21 protein-coding genes are annotated in these 21,652 nt (G+C 54.6%); 5 read left to right on the top strand and 16 right to left on the bottom strand.

All coding sequences use genetic code 11. The features are described 5' to 3' along the window. Window positions 1-132: 132 nt before the first annotated feature. The 3 genes from ACFO9Q_RS13960 to ACFO9Q_RS13970 all read right to left on the bottom strand — a co-directional run bounded on the left by ACFO9Q_RS13960 (window position 133) and on the right by ACFO9Q_RS13970 (window position 3,497). Entirely contained in the window at window positions 133-2,526 is a 2,394-nt protein-coding gene (locus tag ACFO9Q_RS13960; RefSeq protein WP_379183005.1) for a YcdB/YcdC domain-containing protein, read from the bottom strand. Between the two features lie 167 nt (window positions 2,527-2,693). Then, window positions 2,694-3,005: a thioredoxin gene (trxA, locus tag ACFO9Q_RS13965; RefSeq protein WP_379183007.1), complete on the bottom strand. Its 312-nt coding sequence runs from the start codon at window positions 3,003-3,005 to the stop codon at window positions 2,694-2,696. A 72-nt stretch (window positions 3,006-3,077) separates the two neighbouring features. Next, complete coding sequence (locus tag ACFO9Q_RS13970; protein ID WP_379183009.1) at window positions 3,078-3,497, bottom strand: RrF2 family transcriptional regulator; 420 nt, start codon at window positions 3,495-3,497, stop codon at window positions 3,078-3,080. 290 nt (window positions 3,498-3,787) lie between these two features. Here ACFO9Q_RS13970 and ACFO9Q_RS13975 point away from each other — a divergent pair, with 290 nt between their 5' ends. Together ACFO9Q_RS13975 and ACFO9Q_RS13980 are read left to right on the top strand one after the other, a co-directional pair. After that, the gene (locus ACFO9Q_RS13975; protein WP_379183011.1) at window positions 3,788-4,000 is read left to right on the top strand and encodes a hypothetical protein; all 213 of its coding nucleotides are present in this window, start codon (window positions 3,788-3,790) and stop codon (window positions 3,998-4,000) included. A gap of 207 nt (window positions 4,001-4,207) precedes the next feature. Beyond that, the gene (locus ACFO9Q_RS13980; RefSeq protein WP_379183013.1) at window positions 4,208-4,843 is read left to right on the top strand and encodes a DsbA family oxidoreductase; all 636 of its coding nucleotides are present in this window, start codon (window positions 4,208-4,210) and stop codon (window positions 4,841-4,843) included. A gap of 67 nt (window positions 4,844-4,910) precedes the next feature. On the opposite strand, the gene ACFO9Q_RS13985 is transcribed toward ACFO9Q_RS13980, so the two are convergent. The 7 genes from ACFO9Q_RS13985 to nirB all read right to left on the bottom strand — a co-directional run bounded on the left by ACFO9Q_RS13985 (window position 4,911) and on the right by nirB (window position 12,519). Next, window positions 4,911-5,597 carry a serine/threonine protein kinase gene (locus ACFO9Q_RS13985; RefSeq protein ID WP_379183015.1) on the bottom strand — a complete coding sequence of 229 codons (687 nt, stop codon included), beginning with the start codon at window positions 5,595-5,597 and terminating at the stop codon, window positions 4,911-4,913. Between the two features lie 121 nt (window positions 5,598-5,718). After that, on the bottom strand, window positions 5,719-6,045 hold the full coding sequence (locus tag ACFO9Q_RS13990) for a DMT family transporter (RefSeq protein ID WP_379183017.1): 327 nt from the start codon (window positions 6,043-6,045) through the stop codon (window positions 5,719-5,721). 46 nt (window positions 6,046-6,091) lie between these two features. After that, window positions 6,092-6,433 (bottom strand): DMT family transporter, encoded by a 342-nt coding sequence (locus ACFO9Q_RS13995; protein ID WP_379183019.1) that lies wholly within the window; start codon window positions 6,431-6,433, stop codon window positions 6,092-6,094. A gap of 3 nt (window positions 6,434-6,436) precedes the next feature. Then, on the bottom strand, window positions 6,437-7,078 hold the full coding sequence (locus ACFO9Q_RS14000; RefSeq protein ID WP_379183021.1) for a TetR/AcrR family transcriptional regulator: 642 nt from the start codon (window positions 7,076-7,078) through the stop codon (window positions 6,437-6,439). 1,144 nt (window positions 7,079-8,222) lie between these two features. Next, complete coding sequence (locus ACFO9Q_RS14005; RefSeq protein ID WP_379183023.1) at window positions 8,223-9,122, bottom strand: uroporphyrinogen-III synthase; 900 nt, start codon at window positions 9,120-9,122, stop codon at window positions 8,223-8,225. Between the two features lie 125 nt (window positions 9,123-9,247). After that, window positions 9,248-9,580 carry a nitrite reductase small subunit NirD gene (nirD, locus tag ACFO9Q_RS14010; RefSeq protein ID WP_379183025.1) on the bottom strand — a complete coding sequence of 111 codons (333 nt, stop codon included), beginning with the start codon at window positions 9,578-9,580 and terminating at the stop codon, window positions 9,248-9,250. Between the two features lie 485 nt (window positions 9,581-10,065). Continuing rightward, window positions 10,066-12,519 carry a nitrite reductase large subunit NirB gene (gene nirB, locus ACFO9Q_RS14015; RefSeq protein ID WP_379183077.1) on the bottom strand — a complete coding sequence of 818 codons (2,454 nt, stop codon included), beginning with the start codon at window positions 12,517-12,519 and terminating at the stop codon, window positions 10,066-10,068. Between the two features lie 375 nt (window positions 12,520-12,894). On the opposite strand from nirB, the gene ACFO9Q_RS14020 reads away from it, so the two are divergent. From ACFO9Q_RS14020 to ACFO9Q_RS14030, 3 genes are all read left to right on the top strand, one after another. Next, a complete protein-coding gene (locus tag ACFO9Q_RS14020) occupies window positions 12,895-13,455 on the top strand; it encodes an ANTAR domain-containing response regulator (RefSeq protein ID WP_379183027.1) in 561 nt (186 codons plus the stop codon). Between the two features lie 243 nt (window positions 13,456-13,698). Beyond that, window positions 13,699-14,925: a nitrate/nitrite transporter gene (locus ACFO9Q_RS14025; RefSeq protein ID WP_379183079.1), complete on the top strand. Its 1,227-nt coding sequence runs from the start codon at window positions 13,699-13,701 to the stop codon at window positions 14,923-14,925. Window positions 14,926-15,051: 126 nt separating this feature from the next. Further along, window positions 15,052-17,205: a molybdopterin oxidoreductase family protein gene (locus tag ACFO9Q_RS14030; RefSeq protein ID WP_379183029.1), complete on the top strand. Its 2,154-nt coding sequence runs from the start codon at window positions 15,052-15,054 to the stop codon at window positions 17,203-17,205. Window positions 17,206-17,282: 77 nt separating this feature from the next. Here the strand turns inward: ACFO9Q_RS14030 and ACFO9Q_RS14035 are convergent, their stop codons facing one another. The 6 genes from ACFO9Q_RS14035 to ACFO9Q_RS14060 form a co-directional block, all read right to left on the bottom strand. Further along, window positions 17,283-18,668: a lytic polysaccharide monooxygenase gene (locus ACFO9Q_RS14035; RefSeq protein ID WP_379183031.1), complete on the bottom strand. Its 1,386-nt coding sequence runs from the start codon at window positions 18,666-18,668 to the stop codon at window positions 17,283-17,285. A 247-nt stretch (window positions 18,669-18,915) separates the two neighbouring features. Beyond that, a complete protein-coding gene (locus tag ACFO9Q_RS14040; RefSeq protein WP_379183033.1) occupies window positions 18,916-19,140 on the bottom strand; it encodes a hypothetical protein in 225 nt (74 codons plus the stop codon). A gap of 124 nt (window positions 19,141-19,264) precedes the next feature. Next, window positions 19,265-19,867 (bottom strand): hypothetical protein, encoded by a 603-nt coding sequence (locus ACFO9Q_RS14045; RefSeq protein WP_379183035.1) that lies wholly within the window; start codon window positions 19,865-19,867, stop codon window positions 19,265-19,267. After that, entirely contained in the window at window positions 19,868-20,452 is a 585-nt protein-coding gene (locus ACFO9Q_RS14050) for a hypothetical protein (protein ID WP_379183037.1), read from the bottom strand. It abuts the gene before it with no gap. An 89-nt stretch (window positions 20,453-20,541) separates the two neighbouring features. Continuing rightward, a complete protein-coding gene (locus tag ACFO9Q_RS14055) occupies window positions 20,542-21,360 on the bottom strand; it encodes a class I SAM-dependent methyltransferase (RefSeq protein WP_379183039.1) in 819 nt (272 codons plus the stop codon). Window positions 21,361-21,459: 99 nt separating this feature from the next. Continuing rightward, window positions 21,460-21,645 carry a hypothetical protein gene (locus ACFO9Q_RS14060; RefSeq protein WP_379183041.1) on the bottom strand — a complete coding sequence of 62 codons (186 nt, stop codon included), beginning with the start codon at window positions 21,643-21,645 and terminating at the stop codon, window positions 21,460-21,462. Window positions 21,646-21,652 lie beyond the last annotated feature (7 nt).

Here is a 21,652-nt window from a genome sequence, read left to right on the forward strand (position 1 = left end):
TTGCGTGCAAAAAAACCTTCCCGTGCCGTCATGCGGCATGGGAAGGCTTTGATTTTTCACCACTGGAGCTTGCAGCATCGAATCTCCTGATGCCGCACATTTCCCTGCCCCGCTTCAACAGCCTACGCAGAACTAGTTGCGCAAGGAAGCCTCTTGGAGCTCCGCACGAGTCTGCAAGTAGCGGAAGAAGGCCGCCGATGCCTCGGCGCGGCTCACTTGACGGTCCGGACGGAAGTTGCCGTCCGTTAGGCTCATGATTTTCAACCCCACGACAATTGCGGCCTGACCCTTGCTCTCCACCTTGGCAGCATCCTTGAAGGAGATGTTGAACAGCTCCTCATAGTCAGCCAGTGAATTGTACCCGAGCGCCCGGACGATAAGCTGTGCCATCTCTTCCCGGTCCACCTTGCCCTCAGGGTTGAAGGAGCCGTCACCGATATCGATCAGGTTCTGCTGCAGGGCCGATTGCACGTAGATGTAATAATTAGAAGTAGAAGTTACATCACCGAAGCCGACCTTCTCCGATGATGAGTCCATAGCTAGATACGGCCTCTGTCCGCTGTTCATCGCCAGTACGAGCATCTTGATCAGCTCGCCCCGCGTCACGATCTCGTTCGGCCGGACCTTGCCATCCTTCACATCGAGCGCCTTGTAAGCGACCATGAGCTCTAGCTCGCGCTGCGCCCAGTGCCCTGTCACATCTGCTGCCTTCGGCTTCTCCAGCTGGGTGACCTCACCCGTATCCCGATTCACCCACTGGCCTGACTCGGCATTCAGGATGAGCGGTTCATCTACGTTGCGGGGAACAAGACGGTATACCAGCTTGACCGTCGCCTCTTCCTTAGCATCCTCCGAAGAATCACCGCCAGCTGGAATCTCTCCCGCAGCGACCATCAGTCTATACTTCTCGACCGGAATAGGCTTCCCGCCCCACCAGAATTCATGATTCACTTGGTAAGTTAATTCTACCCGGTAGAATTCCAGCCACTTCGCCACGGCCTCTGCTGGGGTAAGTGTCTTCGGAGCAGCTTCCGGATAAGCGATATCCTGAATATTCGCGTGGAATTCGCTCACTTGCCCCGTCTTGCCATCTATCCCCACGCTCACATAGTCGTAATCAACGATTGCGCCGTTAACCTTGTGCCGGAATCCGATCTCATACGTATGAATCTGCTCCGGCTTGCGGTTCTCATACTGCTCCTTATCCGGCTCAACGAGATATAGCTCATGAGAGAGCCACGGAAGCTGCTTGCGAATGACTTCGATTGCCTTCGTCTTCGCCTGCTCCAAGGTGACCGCCGCCGCTCCATCGCCTCTGCCACTCGAATACGAACTGAAGGTGCGAACAGTACCTGTTCGGCTATCCACCGAGGCCCATGCTCCGCCTTCCTCACCCTTGCCGTCCTTCGACTTCACGGTCCAATTCAGGTTCCACGAGGCAACCTTACCTGAATACTCATCTTCGGATTCATTGTAGCTCGAGTTCGTCAGTTCGGCTCCTTCAGGCAGCTTGAAGGCGGCCTCCACCGCAGCTACTGCTCCCTTCTCCGTCAGGCTGCTCACCTTCGGCTTCTCTCCGAGCGGCTTGCTGTCCAGCGGAGATGCAGACAGCTCCGCTCGATTCCTATATGGCTGAAGGATTGGCTTGCCCGTAACCGCATCTATGACCGCGCCATCCATCTCATATCCCAAGATCGGCTTGCGCTCACCCTTGGCATGATACGGAAGGACATACTTCAGCACAGGCTTCGATGCCGCCTTCACCTGCACAAGCGCTTCAGCCGCTGTCAGCTTCGAATCCACCTTAGGGAATACAATGGTCTCGTCCCACTGCAGGCTGTAGCTTAGTACTCGGCCTTCACTATCCACTTCAAGCTCCATATAGTTATCCACGTATGGAATATCAGCCACTACTCGGTTGTAACGGAAGCTGTGCGTGACCGCACCTGTGAGCGGCGGGAGCAGCTGCACCCCATAATCCGGGTTGAAGATAACCTGTCCAGCAAGCTGTGGAGCTTGCTTCGACAAGAAGTCCAGAGCAATAGTCTGTGCCTTCGTCCGATCTACCTTAAGCGGATAGGAGGGCTTAGCATTCGGATTGTTCACCCATGAGTTGAAGCCAAGCAGCTGGCCATTGTCAGCGTTCAGCCGGACACTAATCGTACCTTGCACCTTGCCCGACTGCTTGTTCACGAACTCCAGGCCCCATATGCTTCTCTCACCCTTGAAGAGAGGGTCCGTAGAGAAGTTCGCCCCTTGCAGCTTATAATCATCCGGGATGCTAACAGCCTTGCGCGCAAGAGCGACAGCCTTATCCTTCGTAATCTTCACATTAGCCGGAGCACTCTCGCTTCCACTCTCCACTGCCGCTCCCCCCGCTTCCGAGCTTACTGACCCCTGATCATAAGGGATGGCTCCCGTCATACTCTGCGCATACACGCCTGCCGGAAGCGTACTTACCAGTACGAGAGCGGTTGCAATGGCAACCGCACGCTTGCCGTTCTTGTTATTCCGAAGCTTCTTCACTAAGAATACCCTCCTCGTCATTAACTAAGGCAATAGCCTGTTCACCTGTATAGACGACAGGAATGATATGGAAGTTGCGCCTATCCCTTGGAAAAAAAGAAAAAAAGCCATTCCTATAAAAAAGGAACAGCTTTGCATGTTCATCCACTCATCTGCAGCCTTAGAGCTTACAGGTGGCTTTGGATTTTGTTCTTCAAGGAGTCCTTGCTCTGTACGCCTACCATCTTATCGACAGGCTGGCCATCCTTGAACAGGATAAGTGTAGGGATACTCATGACGCCGAACTGGGAAGCAAGCTCCGGCTGTTCGTCTACATTAATCTTCGCGATAGTGGCTGTGCCTTCAAGCTCAGTAGCCAGCTCCTCTACGATTGGAAGCTGCATCTTGCAAGGTCCGCACCATGGTGCCCAGAAGTCTACCAGGGATACGCCGCTCTCTACGCTTGCTGAGAAATTCTCTTTGGTCAATGCTACTGCCATATTCAATCATCCTCTCGAGTCGTATGATTCGTATGCTAAGGAATGTACCGCCACACCAGCTTCACCGCGAGCTTACTTACAGTCATGAATCTGTCCTAAGACGTCCTGAATCGTGATAGCGCTGAAGTGGTCTTCCAGCTGCTTCTCCGCTCGGCAGAAGATGCCGTCCATCACTTGCTTCATATTGGATCCGACGACGCAATCCATCTCTGGATTGCCTGAGCACCAGCTTGGCATGAGCGAGCCTTGAGCCATCACCCGGTAGATATCTCCCAGAGTAACGACATCAGGATCAATCGTCAGCCTATAGCCTCCGCCCGCACCTTCACGTGTATCCACGTATCCGCTGCGCCTGAGCAGACTCATCACCTTCCGCACCCTCGCGGAATGAGTCCCTACATTATCAGCTATCATCTCACTTGTTGCCATGCGATCCGGCACATAAGCCAGATAGACAAGACTGTGTACGGCTATCGTAAATTCGCTGTTCACGGTGTACGGCCTCCCTGCTTTCTACTGTAATTTTATCAGTTACAGTTGGGGCTGTCAACCTTTTCCCATGACATCATTCTCTTATTGTACAGATTACAACCAACACCTATACAGCAAGCTTGCCTTCTTTATATTACCACCTTCCCGATAGATGAAACAGAGGTGGGACAAGCCGGGGTTAAAAATTTATACAGAACCGCACATACAGCTGTCATCATCAGGCCTGACCCTTGAATAACATAAGTAGAAGACAGTATGCACATCTCTGATCAAGGTGGTGAGAGTTTCTTATGGGACTGCTGTGGAATCGGTGGACACCCCTCCGAACCGAGAGCGGCACAAGAGCCGAACTGATTGATCGACTGGAAGCTTACTTCAAGGTAAGCGGGCTGAAGTCCAAGATTACGCTAGAGGGCAACGGACTGAAGCGAATCCATGTACGGACTAAGGACCAAGACCGTGCTCGCGACTTGCTTGCTGCATTCGACGAAGAACAAGCGTAGCCCGCTCCCTCTAGCTCAAGGACTTTCCGTGACTCCTCTCGAATTTGACAAGCTGTTCCGTATGACTGCTGCGGCGCTCCATTAGGAGGGTCGCTCCTTTTTTTTTGCGAGGCTCGTTGTGAAGGTGCTCCGAATCGTTCATACTTATAGGTATCCGCCCCCTGTGAAGACAAGCCTATACTACACCCTTGAAGGAGACCTGCATCCATGCACATAGACGTGTATCTTGACTTCGTATGCCCTTGGTGCCGTATCGGTGTGAGAAATCTGCATGATGCGCTGGACGAATGGCGCCAGAGTCATGATGAGACGGTAACGATTCGATATTATTCCTTCATCCTAGACCCTGATATCCCGCCAGAGGGCGAACCATTCCTTAAGATGATGGAGAAGAAGATGGGCGGGGCTGAGGCGGTTGCCCGCATTACGGCGTCTACCGCCGCTGCCGGGGCTGCTGTCGGCGTAACCCTGGCGTTCGACCGCATTACGGTTGCTCCGAATTCCAGACTCGCCCATCGCTTGCTAGCCATCACGCCGGCCCACAAGCAGGAAGAGCTGGTCCAGCGGCTCAGCAGCGCTTACTTCGAAGAAGGAGCTGATATCGGGTCGCTGACCGTTCTGCTCGCGCTTGCTCAGGGAATCGGTCTCTCGCCGGAAGAGCTGGAGCAGCGGCTGCAGTCAGGTGATGGCGAGGAGCTGGTGCAGGCCAGTCTGCAGCGTGGGAAGAAGCTGGGGATCACGGGCGTTCCTTACCTGATATTCAACAATCGCTATGCACTGTCTGGTGCTTATCCGAAGGAAGAGATGCTTGGCTTGCTGCTGCAGGTTGCACGTCCGGCCTAGATGATCGTCCATTGATGGCTTCGGCTAAGGGGAGCTGGCCTGTATTACGCTGCTCGCGCATGTTCGGCTAAGAGGACTTGCCCGTCAGGGCGGCGTTCCGGAGATAGCGATATCCCTTGCGGACGCCATCCATCACCCATTCCGGGACCGGTACTGTCCGCCTGGACAAGAATGGCATGTAGATGCGGTTGTATGCCTTCTTCAAGTCATCCCACATGCCGCATGGCTGCTCCTTCAGGAAGTCTGACACATCGACGACGAGCCCTCTGCCGTCTGCGATCATAATATTCTTGCCATGGACGTCATGGGGATGAAGCCCCTGAGTTCTCGCATAGTCTAATGCTTCATCTATATCATGAATGACGCTCTGGGGAATAAGTATGCCGTGAAGCACACAGTTGTATAGCGTCATCCCTCTGATTCTCTTAAGAATTAGGTATTGGCGGCCTTGGTGGATGCCAGAGCCGTAGCACTCGGAGTAGGCGGGATGGCTGCCCAGCTTGCTGTATACTTCCAGCTCGCTCTCCCAGCCTTCTCGGCCCGGAGCGTACACCTTCACGACCGCGTCCTCCCAATCGGGATGGGCGAATACGCCAGCGTAGTTACCGGCTCCCAGCACCTTCCACGGTTTGGGAGTATGTGTCACCTTGATCGGCTCGCAGTCAGATTCGCTCATGAGCTGCAGGCCTGGAATGAGCTGCCCCTCGACAAGGGCGGTCAGCTCGGATAGTTGGGATGGATTAATGGTGTTCACCTCTATTAATGGACTATAACGAATATTAGTTTACAACATTATCCTATATGCTGGAATAGCTGCTGGCGTAACGAAGACCGCGATATTCGCCCGAGTTGCTCGAATGTCACGGTCTTCAGCCTTAATGACCGCCGCCTCCGACGAACTTCAGTCCGACAACCCCTGTGATAATCATGAGGACGAACAGAATCTTGCGCAGATCCTTCGACTCCTTGAACACCAGCATACCTAACAGAACGCTCCCCACGGATCCGATTCCGGTCCATATTCCATACGCCGTAGAGATTGGAATGTCCTGCAGCGCCTTCGATAGGAAGTAGAAGGAGATGAAGCCGAATAACACTGCGCCGACGGTGCCCTTCCAGTTGCGGAAGCCGTTCGACAGCTTCATGAACGTAACCCCGCCTACCTCGCCCAGCCCTGATATGAGTAGAAAAATCCATGCCATGATGGTTACACACCCCTTATTTTTTACATGATTACAAATAAATGCATTAACCTGCTGTCTCGGCCTTCTTATCCTTGGAGACGAGCTTCAGCCCGACAATCCCCGCAATTAGAATCGCTACGAACAACAGCTTAACCATGTCGAACGGCTCATCTAAGATAGCAATTCCGACAATGACCGTTCCCACCGTCCCGATCCCAGTGAACACCGCATAAGCCGTGCCGATCTCAATGGTACGCATCGCCCTGGCGAACAGCATGAAGCTGAGCGCAAGCAAGACAACCGTAATGAGGCTTGGAACGAGCTTCGTGAAGCCTTCAGAATACTTAAGCCCGAAGGACCAGCCTACCTCTAGCACCCCTGCGAATAACAAGTACATCCAACCCATCTTCTATCCATCCTCTCTGGCTGCCCAGGTCTCAAGCAAGGCTTCCCACAGCAGCTCCTTGCGAGCTTCATACAGCTCCTCATTGTATAGTTGGTATTCCACCAGCAGCCCATCTGTATAAGCGAAGAACACGGCAATCATCCAATCGATCTCCGCTTGCGACAGCGATGCCTGGCCGGATGGCCCTCTGTGCATAATCGTGTGCAGATAGTCGGTATACTCCGTCTCATATTGCAAGAACAGCCGCTGCAGCTCCTCCTTCAGATGCCTTGGAGGGACGAGCATCGTTCTCTTGAGGAACGCTTGCCCGGTCGTCAGTTGATTCAGGTTCGTGAATAAATCATATACTGCTCGAAGTTGACCAACTGCGTCTTGGCCCTCCTTCAGCGGAATGCTGGCTGACAGCTGGAGGTGTTCGTCGCGCAAGACATCGTGGACAAGCTCCATGAACAGCTGCTCCTTCGACTTGAAGTGAGCGTAGATAGATGGTGTCTTAATGCCCACTGCCCTGGCGATCTCAGACATGGATGCTCCCTCGTAGCCGGACTCCAGGAAGCATCCAAGCGCCTCCTGCTTGATCCGGTCGGAGGTTGTGGCAGCTGAGTGTGTTGACGACGGCACTGAAGGTGGATGTATATCGGACATGGTTATTCACCTCTTAGTAGATAATAGGTGGAGCTCGTTGTTACCTCGTGCATGTAGAAGAGCTTGTTGTTACCCGTGCATGTAGGAGAGCTAAGTTGCCTTCTTCGTCTCAGCCGCGCTGTTCTTGTTCCTAACGAACGTTAGGTTGCCCTTATGAAAATCATTCTATCCCCCTTCCTCTACGTTGTCAAGGGTGGAATGAAGGGTAGCGGCAGGTGTAGGGCGCTGCTGCTTAGCGAGCACACCTCGTTGGCCCGCCCGCCAGGGCTGGATCGTCATTCAGGTGCATTTTTGCACCTCGTTGGCCCGCCCGCCAGGGCCGGACCGCCATTCAGGTGCATTTTTGCACCTCGTTGGCCCGCCCGCCGAGGCCGGACCGCCATTCAGGTGCATTTTTGCACCTCGTTGACCCGCCCGCCAGGGCCGGACCGCCATTCAGGTGCATTTTTGCACCTCGTTGGCCCGCCCGCCGAGGCCGGACCGCCATTCAGGTGCATCTCTATTGGATGCTACTGCAGCGAACTGCGCTCCCCAGCGGATTGCAGCATCACATTGTGATGCTATTGAGCCCAACTACACTCGCCTGCACACTGCAGCATCACATTGTGATGCTATTGCGCTCAACTACCCCCGTCTGCACCGTGCAGCATCACATTGTGATGCTATTGCGCTCAACTACCCCCGTCTGCTCCCTGCAGCATCACATTGTGATGCTATTGCGCTCAACTACCCCCGCCTGCACACTGCAGCATCACATTGTGATGCTATTGCGCTCAACTACCCCCGTCTGCTCCCTGCAGCATCACATTGTGATGCTATTGCGCTCAACTACCCCCGTCTGCTCCCTGCAGCATCACATTGTGATGCTATTGCGCTCAACTACCCCCGTCTGCTCCCTGCAGCATCACATTGCGATGCTATTGCTGCTCCGCGGGGCAGCCGCCGCCCCATGTCGGCTGCGCAGCGCAAAAAGAACCGCCAAGCACCCTAGGCGGTTCTTACTTGCACTCGTGTCGAGGGCGGAGCCTGGACGCCCACCGCTCGCTCGCAGCTGCAGACGCTGGGCAGCTTCGCCACTCCCCTGTGCTGCCATGGCAGTTGTTTTCACTCAGGTTCACTACTGGACAACCACGATAGGGAGATCTTATCTCAGGCAGCCCACTCCCTGTTCCCTCGAGCACTCCCCAGCCTCATTCGCCCGCACCACAGCCTCACGCTCCTCGGCAGCAAGCGAGCCGCCCCCCTTGCCGAAGTACTTCGACATCGCAACCACCATGCTGCCCATCCGTTCTTCCTCGGGATAGAGGATCCGTTCGATGCCTTCCTCTTGAAGCGCCTCCGCGGTTACCTTGCCAACGGCTGTTGCGAGCACCGGACCCTCGAACGCTGCCAGCACCTGCTCATACAGACCGAGCTGAACGGCCGAACCCATCACATACCGAACCTGCACCGTACTCGTAAAAGCAACCGAATCCACCTCGCCAGCCACGATCTCACCTATCAATCTCTCAACTACATCGCCTTCGGGCGGAATATGCCGATAAGGCAGCAGCTCCTCACATACCGCACCGCGGGCGGCCAAGGCTCCGGTAACTCGAGGGGCGGGATCGCCATAGAGCTGAAGCACTACTCTAGCATCCTGCAACTCATAGTCGTCCATCGCACGCAGCAATCCGGCTGTTGTCCCGTCGTCATCTCGGACAGTCGGCGTTAGCCCGAGCTTGCGAAGGACGCCGACGGTCTTGTAGCCGCGGGCGGCCAGCTTCATCCGACCCAGCGTCTCCAGGAATTGCTCCAGCAGTCCCAGCTTCTCGGCCGTCTGCACAAGAGCCTCCGTCCCGACACCAGTCGTCAGCAGCATCCAATCCGCAGGCCTGCGGATAAGCTCACCCAGCTGCTCTTCTATAGAAGAGTCATCCAGGAACACCGTTCCCTGAGCTGGACGAATGACCGCCGTTCCTCCGAACTTGCCGACCATCTTGCTCATCTCCTCCGCCTTGCGCGGACCGGTAACTGCAATCCGAATTCCCTCTAACCGAGCCATGGCCACCCCTCCCCTTCGATAAAAAAAAGACCGAACTCACTCTCTATCTACATCTGCACTCCATCTCTACTACTGTATGATAGGCTCTCCATGGTTGCCCACCGGCCTAATCTAACTATCAACCACTACCCCGCCCGATAGCGCATGATATCAATCTGCAACACCACATTGCCTCCAGCGTCCACCTTGGCTGGGAACGTCGTCACGCAGCCATCATCCGGATCCTGCACCTTGCCGTCTCTCAGATCAATCTTCCAATCATGAAGAGGGCAATAGACATGATGGTCGCACACCATACCCTCGGACAGCTTCCCCTGCTTATGCGGGCAGCTGTTCTCTACGGCCTTAACGGTCCCGTCGCTCAGCAGGAACAACGCCAGCTCCAGATCGCCGAAGCGCAGCACGCGGCTGCGCCTCTCCTCCCATTCCGATATATGACCCACGATGAATTCATTCATCCTAACCTCTCCCTCCATGTGATTCCAGCCCTCTCACTAACCATCTGCATCCCTAGTAAAGGAACAGCTTCAAGAAGAATCCCATCGAACCAATCATTCCAATATGATGGGGACCGATGCAGTAAGTCTACTAGCGGATTAGTCGGGCATGCCGCCAACTATCGCTATTGTTATGTCTGATTGGCTAGGTGTCTAACGGAACCTACAGCCCTTATTCGGTCTATATAGCAACATTCTCATTACCTAACGGAACTAAGCGACCTTATTAGGCTAACATCGAGAGGTATACGGCTGTGTATTGCACAATAAGAGCATCCAGTTCCGTTAGCTCTTCCATATTGGCTGTTTACTGTGAAATAACGTCTGTCCGTTCCGTTAGCCAGCCCAACCAGTTAAGCTAATATCTGCTGTTACGCCTACTCCGGCGGAGACTCAGCTCGTTCAGCAGCTACGCCGGCAACCCTCAAGCATGAGTCCTCGTTATGCTAAGCTCCCGGCTCTCCAGCCGCAGCCGCTTCTGGAGCCACCGGGCCAGTCAGCGCGTCGAATGCCTTGCGGAGCTCATCGCTCTCAATAATCTGCTGCCAAGGATCCTTCGTCAGGCCAAGCGTCTTGTCAATCCGCTCAACGAGCGCGTCACGCTCGGATTGCTCCGACAGCGCCGCCTTGATTGTATCTAGGCCTACGCGGACGGACCATTCGCTCGTACGCTCCCCGAAGTTCGCCGTCTCCCGGTAATATTGCAGGTAGGCCCCCGTCCACTCCAGCACTTCTTCCTCCGTCTTCACCTTCGTCAGCAGATCAGCAGCACGCACTCTCGTACCGCCGTTGCCGGCAACATAGATCTCCCATCCGCCGTCGATCGCGACGACGCCAAGATCCTTAATCGTCGCTTCCGCGCAGTTCCGCGGGCAGCCTGACACCGCCAGCTTCACCTTATGCGGCGTGTTCAGCCGCTCGAACCGCTTCTCCATATCGATGCCCATCTTGATGGCATCCTGGGTGCCGAACCGGCAGAACGTATTGCCGACGCAAGTCTTCACCGTCCGCAGCGACTTCCCGTAAGCATAGCCAGAAGGCATATCAAGCTCCTTCCAGACGTTCGGAAGATCTTCTTTTTTGACGCCGAGAAGGTCGATTCTCTGGCCTCCGGTTATTTTAACCAAGGGGACCTCGTACTTCTCTGCAACCGTCGCGATCCGCTTCAGATCCTCTGGAGTCGTAACCCCGCCGTAGATTCGAGGAACCACGGAGAACGTGCCGTCCTTCTGTATATTCGCGTGGTTGCGCTCGTTGACGAACCGGGATTCCGGCTCATCCTCGTGATCCTCCGGATAGATCATGCCCAGGTAGTAATTAATGGCAGGACGGCACTTCGAGCAGCCCTCCGGATTGCTCCATTCCAGCACATGCATGACTTCCTTCGTCGTCGTCAGATGCATCTCCTTAATAGAAGCAACGACTTCGTCCCTCGTATGCGCCGTGCAGCTGCAGATGCCTTCCTTCGCTGCAACCACTTGATCCGCACCAACCGTATTCAGCAGAATCGCTTCAACAAGAGGCTTACAGCCGCCGCAGGAGCCCGACGCCTTCGTGCACGCCTTAATCTCCTGCACACTGACGCAGCCCTTCTCCGTAATCGCCTCGACAATCGTCTCCTTGGTGACGCCGTTGCAGCCGCAGACGATCTCATCCAGACTCATCGTGGCAACCAGATCCGCCGTGCTAGCAGGCTTACCGCCGCCCCCTGCTCCGAACAGCACTTCCTTCTCCCTGCCGGAGAAGTCCTCGCCACTGCGAATAAGTGCGAACATCCGCGAGCCTTCAGACGTATCGCCGAACAGAACGGAACCGACGACCTTGCCCTCCTTGAACACGACCTTCTTATATACACCGTCCAGGTCATCCTGTACACGAAGCGCCTTCGTACCCGGAGCATCCGCGAAGTCTCCTGCGGAGAAGACGTTCACGCCGGACACCTTCAGCTTCGTCGACAAGACCGAGCCCTGATAGCCTTCGCTGTCTACACCTGCCAGCTTCTTAGCGAGGATAGCGCCTTGCTCATAGAGCGGTGCAACTAATCCATATACCATGCCGCGATGCTCCGCGCATTCCCCTACCGAATACACATTCGGAATACTGGTCTGCATATAGTCATTCACGACGATGCCCCGATTCACTTCAATGCCTGCATCCTTCGCCAGCTGTACATTCGGCCGGATACCGACCGCCATGACGATGAGGTCCGCTTCTTCTTCAGTACCGTCCTTGAACCGGAGTCCCTTCACGCGATCCTCCCCGAGGATGCTGTCTGACTGCTGCTCCAGCAGGAACTTCATGCCCTGGCGCTCCAGCTCCTCCTGCAGCAGTCTTGAGGCCGTATCATCAAGCTGACGTTCCATGAGGTACTTGAAAATATGCACCACACTAACTTCCATCCCCAGATTCAGCAAGCCTCTGGCCGCTTCAATGCCGAGCAGGCCGCCGCCGATGACGATCGCCTTGCGGTAATTCTTCGCCGTCTCGATCATCGTCTCGCAGTCCTTAATATCGCGGAAGGCGATGACCCCTTCCTTGTCTGCGCCTGGCAGCGGAAGCATGAACGGCAGCGAGCCGATGGCCAGCACCAGCTCATCATAAGGAAGGGACAGCCCTTCCCGTGTCACTACGACCTGTTCGGTCGTATTCACTTCCGTAACCGTCTGGCCCGTATGCAGCGTGATGCCGTTCTGCTCATACCAGCTCCAGTCGTTCAGCACGATGTCCTGCATCGTCGCGTCACCGGCCAGCACCGACGAGAGCATGATGCGGTTGTAGTTCGGATGCGGCTCTGCGCCAATAATCGTAATCTGGTACCGATTCGGATTCAGCTTCAACAGTTGTTCGACGAACGACACCCCGGCCATCCCATTGCCAATCATTACTAATCTGGACTTCATCATCAGCTATTCCTCCTGTACATAAGAAGGCCTATCCCCATGTGTAAAAAAACCACATAAAGATAGGCCTCGTTGCCGAATTGGATGCGACACGCCGTTGTGTCGACTGCGTATAAATTTGACTAAAGTATACCTCCCAGCAAATTTCATGTCAATATAGTTAACATAAAAATATGAATCTCTCTTCTATGTGCCAAGATTCAATAATGAAGTTAGTTATTCTCCCATAGTTGAAGGAACTCTATTTCCCTGAGGGTACTCACCTTTTTACGTCGACAGAGCTGGGGAGCCGTGTTATATTAACTTACAACTTTGCCAGTCCGTGTTAGAGTGAGAGAAGGCTATGAGTAAGGAATCTAAGAGGTGATTGCTTCAATGCTGTCAACAATCCTGCTAATTACGAATGGTCATCCCGATGCCCAGGTGGCCCAGCTGCAGCAGAACTGCAGGACGCTGCATCTTGCGAAGAATGAAGAGGAATCTCAGAGGCTGATCTCGGTGGCAGATGCAGTCGTGCTGCATGTTCCGCTGGAGAAGATGAATGAATGGCAGAATTCCGCTGTCCGGATGCGCAAGCTGCCGATCTTCTGGTACAGCTGCGCGAAGCAGGAGCTGCCACGCGAGATGGACTGGGGGTATTCACTTGACGGTCTGCTATTCCCCTCCATGACGGCATACGAGATGCAGTATGCACTGCGCTGGGGCGTCCGCTGCTTCCTGCAGCGCAAGCGCTGGGGCGAGGAGCGCGAGCAGCTCATGCAGCGGCTCGAGGAGCGCAAGTGGATTGATCAAGCGAAGTCCGTGCTGTGCGAGATTAAGGGCATATCCGAGGCGGAAGCCTATGACTTCCTGCGCAAGCAAGCGATGAATGAGCGGAAGAGGATTGGGGACATTGCGATGAACATTGTGAAGGTGTATCAGCTCATTCATGGGTGATGGCGGCTTCGAATTCTTTTCACAAAATAATTCATGTTAACTATCTTGACATACCCGCAAGACGTCCCCTATAATTCGGTTAAGCTCACAAGGACGTGAACGAAACGAATTCCGGCTGGCACAATGTCGTGCCGCCGTCAGGCAATGAGGCCGCATTTTCAATCCTCTACTGGGGATTGTTATGCGGCCTTTTATGATGCAATCCATCTAAAATTCCAAAAGCCAAAGGAGTAATGTTGTATGATGAATCGTGATGGTTTCCTAAAAAGCGGTCACAGTCCTTCTCTGCTCAGTTCCTTCCTATACTTCGACGTTAGCTTCATGATCTGGGTGCTGCTCGGCCCGCTCGCTGTCGTCATCATGAATGATTACCAGATGGATGCCGCTCAGAAGGCGAATCTCGTTGCCCTGCCTATATTGGGAGGCTCCATCCTACGTCTCGTGCTCGGCTTCATGACCGATTATATCGGACCGAAGCGGACCGGACAGATCGGGATGATCATTACGATGGTTCCGCTCGTATGGGGCTGGCAGTTCGCTGATTCCTTGCAGGAGCTGCACATTGTCGCCCTGCTGCTCGGCGTAGCCGGCGCTTCCTTCGCCGCTGCTCTGCCGCTCGCCTCCCGCTGGTATCCGCCGCAATATCAAGGGCTCGCTATGGGTATCGCCGGCGCCGGCAACAGCGGCACCGTGTTCACGACGCTCTTCGCTAACCGAATTGCCGAGCATTACGGCTCCTGGCATGTCGTGTTCGGCTTCGCTCTCATTCCAATCGTTGTGGTGTTCCTGGTCTTCAGCCTGCTGGCGAAGGACAGTCCGAACCAGCCCGCTCCGAAGAAGCTGAAGGATTATGCCTCGATTCTGAGCCAGAAGGATACGTGGGTGTTCTGTATTATGTACAGTGTGACGTTCGGCGGTTTTGTCGGGATGGCGAATTATTTGACGATTTTTTTCAACACACAATATGGGCTTAGTGCCGTTCGCGCTGCGGACTTCGCTACGATCTGCGTCATCGCGGGCAGCTTCTTCCGACCGGTAGGGGGCTGGCTGGCGGATAAGTTCGGCGGTATTCGGATGCTGTTCGTGCTGTACGGAGTCGTCGGGATTATGCTGGCCTGTGTCTCCTCCCTCCCTCCGCTCGGACTCATGGTAGGGCTGCTGTTCATCGCGATGATGGGGATGGGGATGGGCAATGGGGCTGTGTTCCAGCTCGTGCCGCAGCGGTTCCAGAATGAGATTGGCATCGTAACGGGCATTGTCGGCGCGGCGGGCGGCCTCGGCGGCTACTTCCTGCCTAAGATTCTAGGCAATATGAAGCTGACAACGGGCTCCTATACGCCTGGCTTCCTCATCCTGAGCGGCATTGCGCTTGCTTGTATCGTGATGATTATGATCGTGCAGATTGGTTGGAAGAAGTCATGGATCGGTCAGGGCGGCAAGGCGCTCACGCAAGATACGCTTGCTTCCTAATCAGGACGCCTGGCACCGGGACCGAGAATGAGGAGGGATAGCTCTATGTCCATCTGGGACGGGGAGGATATAGGCGATCTGCTTGATGTAATAGATGATGTCGACGGTTGAAGGAGGAACGAACAGATGACGGCTGCCCCCATCCAGGAAGACCAACAACTGAACCAGCGAGTGAAGACGCACTGCTGCTACTGCAGTATGCAGTGTGGCATGGAGCTCCTACCGGCGGAGAATCCTTCCGGCTGGGAGGTGAAGCCCAGCTCCTCCTTCCCTGTGGCGACCGGCCGTCTCTGTCAGAAGGGCTTGAACTCACTCGTCCACGCCCAGCATCCGGATCGGCTGCTGACGCCTCTCCGCCGGGACTATGGCGCTGCGGGTCCGGGAAGAGCTTGGTCGGTTAGCACGATGGACGACGCGCTGGATGATATTGCGAGTCGCTTGCAGCATATTCAGCAGGAGCATGGACCAGATGCGGTGTCTGTATTCGGGGGCGGCTCCTTGACGAATGAAGTGTGTTACCTGCTGGGCAAGTTCGCCCGTGTCGCGCTGCGCACCCGCTATATCGACTACAACGGCCGCTTCTGCATGTCCTCTGCAGCAGCGGCTGGCATGCGCGCCTTCGGCGTTGACCGGGGACTTACCATTCCGCTCGATGATATTCCGCTCGCGAAGTATATTATTCTAGCAGGCACGAATATTGCCGAATGCCAGCCTACGATGACCCCTTACCTGGTCGCTGCGAAGAAGAATGGCGCCGTCATCGTCACGATTGACCCTAGGCAGACGATGACCTCCAAGCTCGGGGATGTCCATGTCAGCTTGCAGCCGGGCTTCGATTCGGTATTCGTGAACGCGCTGCTCTACGTCATTCTAGAGGAGCAGCTGTACGATCGTCATTACGTTCGTGACCATACGAATGGCTTGGAGGATATCCGCGCAGCGGTACGGGGCTATTCGCCAGAGACGGTATCCGGCTATACGGCCGTTCCTGCAGAGCTCATCCGCGCTATCGCCAGAGGCTTCGCCAAGGCGGAGACGGGTATCGTGCTGACGGCTCGCGGAGTAGAGCAGCAGGTGAACGGCGTGGAGCATACGCTCAACTATATGAACTTATGTCTGCTCACAGGCAAGATGGGCAAGCCAGGCTGCGGCTTCGGCGCCGTCACCGGCCAAGCTAATGGACAAGGCGGCCGCGAGCATGGGCAGAAGGCGGATCAGCTTCCAGGCTACCGCATGATCGATGATCCTGCTGCGCGGGAGCATGTCGCCGGCGTCTGGGGCATCGATCCTGCGGAGCTGCCAGGCAAGGGGGTGTCGGCGTACGAGCTGTTCGACCGCGTGCTCGATGGAGAGATCAAGGCCATGATCGTGCTCGGCTCGAATCCGCTCGTCTCCTGCCCGAACAGCAAGCGGGTGAAGGAGGCGCTGGAGCGGCTGGAGCTGCTCGTCGTCGTGGATCTGTTCGAGACGGAGACCGCCGAGTATGCCCACTGGCTGCTGCCCGGCTCCTCCTTCCTCGAGGCAGAGGGCACGCTGACGAACCTCGAAGGGCGGGTGTTCCACCGGCCCGGCGCCTTGGCTTCGCCCGGCGCAAGCATGCCGGATTACCAGCTGATCTCGCAGCTGGCTGAACGGCTCGGCAGAGGCGAATACTTCCGGTACGAATCACCGGAAGATGTATTCGCTGAACTCTGCCGGGCAACGGCAGGCGGCAAGGCCGACTACAGCGGCATGAGCTATGACCGGCTTCGGGGCAGCGGCGGCCTATTCTGGCCCTGCCCTGCCCCAGACCATCCCGGCACCCCTCGCATGTTCGAGGATGGCCGTTATTACCATGCCGACGGCCGTGCGCGTCTGCATGGCATTACGCCGGGATTGCCGGCGGAGACCGTCTGTACGGAGTATCCGTACATCCTGACGACCGGCCGCCTCGGCAATCACTACCTCAGCGGCGCGCAGACTCGCCGGACTCCTGCGCTGCTGAAGAAGGCGGCGGTGCCTGTCGCCGAGCTTCACCCGGTTGTGGCCGAGCGGCTGCGCCTGAGGCTCGGCGACCGGGTGCGGCTGACGACGCGCCGCGGCTCGCTCGTGTTCGAGGTGAAGATCACGGAGAGCATCCACCGCTCAACGATCTTCGTGCCCTTCCACTGGGGCGGCGAGCTGTCGGTGAACCAGCTCACCAGCGATGCCCTGCATCCCATCTCGCGGATGCCGGAGTTCAAGATCTGCACCGTGCGCGTGGAGCGTGTCGCTCGGGAGTCGCTGGAGAACAAGTCATGATGTTAGGTCAGTATGCGTGCAATGGAGCTCCTACAGAGATGAAGGCGGCAGCGATTATCGCTGCCGCCTTACATGATTTACTTCACTGGGAGCCATAGAGACAATGCCGATTCCGGATTCCAGCTCGGATCTCCGTGGCCTGTATACGTGACACGAGCTTGATACACCACACCCTTGTATTGTACTCTCGTCCCGACGGTATAGGTGCTATACGCATTCCATTCGGGAACCGACGGCAATTCAGGCTTAGCAGGTGTCGTTACCGATAGCGTTGTACTCGGATTCGACCGATTGCCAGCTGCATCTACCGCAACGACGGTATACTGGTAGGTCGCTTGGGGCTGCACAGTTGTGTCCAGATACGAAGTTCCCGCAGCAATGCCTAGCTCTACACCGTTGCGATACACCACGTAGTGCTTCACACCTACATTGTCATAACCCGCATTCCACATCACATCGACGCTCCCATGTGTCACTGACATCGTATGCAAGCCGGTTACAACAGAAGGCTTAACCGTATCGGGGTCCGTCGGATTCGGTTGTTCTACTGCCGGAGTGTTCACATGGATGACGTTGCTGGATTGTGAAGCGTTGCCGGCACGATCTACAGCCACCACATAATAGGAGTACTTGCTGCCTGGTTGTACCGAAGTATCTTTGAAGCTTGTTGTATCGGATGTTCCGATCTGCCGAGCCGTTCCATTGTTGTCTGCACGATATACGACATAATGGCTCACTCCTGTGTTATCGGAAGCTTGCATCCACATCACATTCACTTCATTGGAGGCGGTATTCATCACATGCAGATTCGTTGGAGCAGAAGGAGCTACTGTATCCGGCGGAACCACAACGCTTCCATTCTTCAGATTCACATCAATGACATTGTAGAAAGCATTCGCAGTATCCGCAATATCCCATACCGCAAGAATCACATGATACCCGCTGCGGTCTGTTGGAATGTTCACTCTGTGAGTGACAGTCTGGGCAGGGTTCGAGCCGTCATGCTGAATAGTAGCGATGTGCTCCAGGTCGGAACGCTTCAGCGGGGCGTTCGGGTTCCAGGTCTTGGTGGTTATATAATAATGCCACTTGGACGTCTTGTGGGCCGCTGTCTTATACCACGTGAATTCGTTGATACCGCCTGTCATCTCATGCTTAATCCAGCGCGTGCTTGTCTGCTCATCCAGTACTCCTCCGAACAGACCTCCTGCAGAAGCAATCTTCCCATCAGCGGGGCCGCCCTCAGGGAAGCCCTTAGGCGCTTCCAGACTCTGGGGCTCATACTGAACAGCGCCCACATTGTTCGCTCCCCCCAGCACTGCGCGGCTCGCCGGCTGCTGGATGTAGCCATGCCCCTCTGCAATGTCCGAGTACAGCACTCCCCCAGTCGTCACAATTCCAATTGCAACTAACCAAGGAAGCACTTTTCCACCCAGTTTATTGCGCCAACTTACGTTCTTCACTGCTCCATCATCTCACTTTCTAGGTTGTAGGAATAATTTTCATGAACAGATAAATTGTATCTCATCTGAGATTTTCGATAAGAGTCACAAGCACTAGTTACTGGGAGCATAAAGTAGGAGACAAATGAACGGCATCATACACGGAGGGAATTACTATGGGACGGAGTGGGTATGTCTCTAGACTATAAAAAGGTACCCACACGATAGCACTTATCTCAAAGTGTCTATTGTATGGGTACCGTTTATTTTATTTACGATCAACGAGACGATGCTTAAGCAGTTCCAGCCCCCACCCGCCGATAGCGGTCGCAATGCTAACGATGTACATGAGGAGCAGCACCTTGTTCGTCTGCGATGGGGTCATCTCTAAGCTCTCTATGCAATAATCCTTAATGAATAGACTAATCAGCATGACTAATGCGACGACCAACACGACACTGACCAAGTTATAGATCAACTTCCCTCTCGTCAAGCGGCAACGCCTCCTCTTCAAGGTTAGGATTCGCTCTAACTTAAGTCTAGCTCCAATTGTGAACCAACTTGTCCATATTATACTACACTCACTGGATTCCGTCGTCATGCTAAGTTAGAGCTCGCTACTCGTGGTGTCTAATATGGTAGGCTGATACTATTCGATTAGAATGGTATTCAATATCCAGGAAGACGGGGTCAATCATGACTGAGCCTATTAGATAGGTCGTCGTTATTGCACCAGTCTCCCCAATCTCGGTAGACTCCTCCCCTTCGCCCAGAAGCGCTTCTACTTCATCTCTCTCCATCCCCACGAGCTTATGCTTCTTCAGCAGGCTATCCATCATGATGTGCCTCTTCATTGGAAGCTGCTCCCACTTGCTGACTGTGAACCACGAGTAGTATTCGTTCATGGATAAGCGATACATGGGAACCGCTGAGATGAGCACACAGAGCAGAGCAACTGCCACGATGAACGGGCGGGAGCGATTAAGTACGGCCGCGCTTCGCCACTCGGCTACTATGATAATGAAGGTGAAGAGTAAGGGGAGCATGACAGAGGGTACCGATAGGAAGGAGAAGTCACTGTCCATGACATAGATTATAAAAAATAAAACCAAATGAATGATGGCATACGAAACTAACCAAAACAGTAAGTACCAAGATAACCGCCTTCGCCCAGTACTCTTATCGATGTCCGATTCCTCCATCTGGACCACTTCGTTCACCTACCCCATCCTCCTCAGCCGCTCCATCCACCACTCCTTATCAATGAGAAGGGGGCCTACGGGGAATATGATGTAATTGGGAGCTGGCTCAATCGGGTTATTCAGACCGGTGTAGACCAGATCAATCTGAAGCTGAAAAGGCTTAGACTTGCGACCCATCTCACGCTCGAACTCCGAGATATAGCTAGGAATATGCGGAGCGCTCTCCCAGTAGTAGATGGCACTCTGGCCGCCGGCCGGCATGTACCACCATTGCTGGAATGGCTCCCATGCCCGCTCGCAGCAAGCTCGAAGTATCGGACATTCTGCTGTGAAGTAAGGGGCTACTAGGGCAGGTGAGGCAGGGTACTGCTTACGCACCACACGGTCTGCCTTCATCGCAACGACCTTCGTCCACCATTGATGCCAATTCTGCTTGATCGTCATGAGGTCGTCCTCTGCCCGCAGCAAGCTCTGATTGGGCCAACAGCTGTACCTGTTCCGGTCATGCGATTCGAATACCCCGTAAGCACAGCCGACATAGATACAGAAGTTAAGCACCTCATCTCCCGAGGTCCATACATTCCACGATTGTCCCGAATACATCAGCAGCCTCTCCCTCTACCGCAACTTTTCGTTTTATTTTTTGATAATTAAGTATCTATATAAAGTATCTATATGAACTGGTTGTTCCATTAGCGCTTCCGTCCGATGTACAGGAGATGAGAGGACATCCCCAGCAGCGAAGGCTCTGAAGCCGTCCGAATAAGCATCTGAACGAGCTTGGCATACTCCTCTTCACCCTTGGCCCGCCAATGCGCCCACTGGTCCTCTCTGAGAACAGCGCCTGCGTTAGTTGACCCAATCAGCTCCAAGGTGTCGAAGCCATGGCTCTCCATGAACGGACGAATATCTTCCACGTTGTAGAAGTAAGCTCCCGTATACCTGCCCTCATCCGCATGATTAAATAATCCCGTCTCCATAAATCGCTCGATAGCATCGACTTGATTATTCGGCTTCCAACTCTCCGGATGCAGAAGTGAAGTCAGCATATGATTAAGCCTGCTCCGTATAGCAATGAAAACAACGCCGCCCGGCTTAGTGACCCGGTTCAGCTCTGCCATCGCCGCTTCCCTCTCCTCGACCTGCTGCAAGTGATAGAGAGGGCCGAGCATGAGAGATGCATCATAGGTATGATTCGAGATGAAGCTAAGATTCGTAGCATTAGCAACATGGAATCCATCGAATGAACGGCTTAACTTGAGCTCATCTGCCTTCCTCTCAGCAAGCTGCACCAGTCCTGGGGTGAGATCAGTGAGCGTAACCCGATAGCCAAGAACGGCGAGCTCCATAGCATAACGCCCTGGACCAGCTCCATTGTCCATCACAAGTCCCTCAGGTGGCAGATACTTCCGAATGTAATGCCAATTCACAAGGAACTCGAGCGGCTCCCGCTCCAATCGGCTCCACTCCCGTTCACCGAAGGAAGTGTAATAATTAATGACCTCGCTCATAAGCAGCACTCCATTCCCGTCATTCTACACCCTCTCCAATATCGTTCTTGTCATTAGAGACGTATCGAAGCAGCAGGAAGTTACTGTATCCCTCCATCGTTACAGTTCATCCCTACTCTGCACCCGCTCCTTGTCAGTCGCTTCGACCTCCTGCTTCTCTTGCAGCAGCTGCTGAATGTCGGAGAGCAGCTTCGTCGACTTAGAGTCATTCATCGCCGTAATGACGGCCAAGTAGATGATCAGGTACAACACCGCCGCTCCGGCGAATAGATAGACGACGATCATCGGCATT

Source organism: Paenibacillus sp. GCM10023252, assembly GCF_042653305.1.
Classification (GTDB): Bacteria; Bacillota; Bacilli; order Paenibacillales; family Paenibacillaceae; genus Pristimantibacillus.

What these genes read in the sequence shown, in the direction of transcription:
- trxA (WP_379183007.1), bottom strand. Translation starts at nt 3,005, where the DNA reads ATGGCAGTAGCATTGACCAAAGAGAATTTCTCAGCAAGCGTAGAGAGC.
- ACFO9Q_RS13975 (WP_379183011.1), top strand. Translation starts at nt 3,788, where the DNA reads ATGGGACTGCTGTGGAATCGGTGGACACCCCTCCGAACCGAGAGCGGC.
- ACFO9Q_RS13980 (WP_379183013.1), top strand. Translation starts at nt 4,208, where the DNA reads ATGCACATAGACGTGTATCTTGACTTCGTATGCCCTTGGTGCCGTATC.
- ACFO9Q_RS13990 (WP_379183017.1), bottom strand. Translation starts at nt 6,045, where the DNA reads ATGGCATGGATTTTTCTACTCATATCAGGGCTGGGCGAGGTAGGCGGG.
- ACFO9Q_RS13995 (WP_379183019.1), bottom strand. Translation starts at nt 6,433, where the DNA reads ATGGGTTGGATGTACTTGTTATTCGCAGGGGTGCTAGAGGTAGGCTGG.
- ACFO9Q_RS14000 (WP_379183021.1), bottom strand. Translation starts at nt 7,078, where the DNA reads ATGTCCGATATACATCCACCTTCAGTGCCGTCGTCAACACACTCAGCT.
- ACFO9Q_RS14005 (WP_379183023.1), bottom strand. Translation starts at nt 9,122, where the DNA reads ATGGCTCGGTTAGAGGGAATTCGGATTGCAGTTACCGGTCCGCGCAAG.
- nirD (WP_379183025.1), bottom strand. Translation starts at nt 9,580, where the DNA reads ATGAATGAATTCATCGTGGGTCATATATCGGAATGGGAGGAGAGGCGC.
- nirB (WP_379183077.1), bottom strand. Translation starts at nt 12,519, where the DNA reads ATGAAGTCCAGATTAGTAATGATTGGCAATGGGATGGCCGGGGTGTCG.
- ACFO9Q_RS14020 (WP_379183027.1), top strand. Translation starts at nt 12,895, where the DNA reads ATGCTGTCAACAATCCTGCTAATTACGAATGGTCATCCCGATGCCCAG.
- ACFO9Q_RS14025 (WP_379183079.1), top strand. Translation starts at nt 13,699, where the DNA reads ATGAATCGTGATGGTTTCCTAAAAAGCGGTCACAGTCCTTCTCTGCTC.
- ACFO9Q_RS14030 (WP_379183029.1), top strand. Translation starts at nt 15,052, where the DNA reads ATGACGGCTGCCCCCATCCAGGAAGACCAACAACTGAACCAGCGAGTG.
- ACFO9Q_RS14050 (WP_379183037.1), bottom strand. Translation starts at nt 20,452, where the DNA reads ATGTATTCGGGACAATCGTGGAATGTATGGACCTCGGGAGATGAGGTG.
- ACFO9Q_RS14055 (WP_379183039.1), bottom strand. Translation starts at nt 21,360, where the DNA reads ATGAGCGAGGTCATTAATTATTACACTTCCTTCGGTGAACGGGAGTGG.
- ACFO9Q_RS14060 (WP_379183041.1), bottom strand. Translation starts at nt 21,645, where the DNA reads ATGATCGTCGTCTATCTATTCGCCGGAGCGGCGGTGTTGTACCTGATC.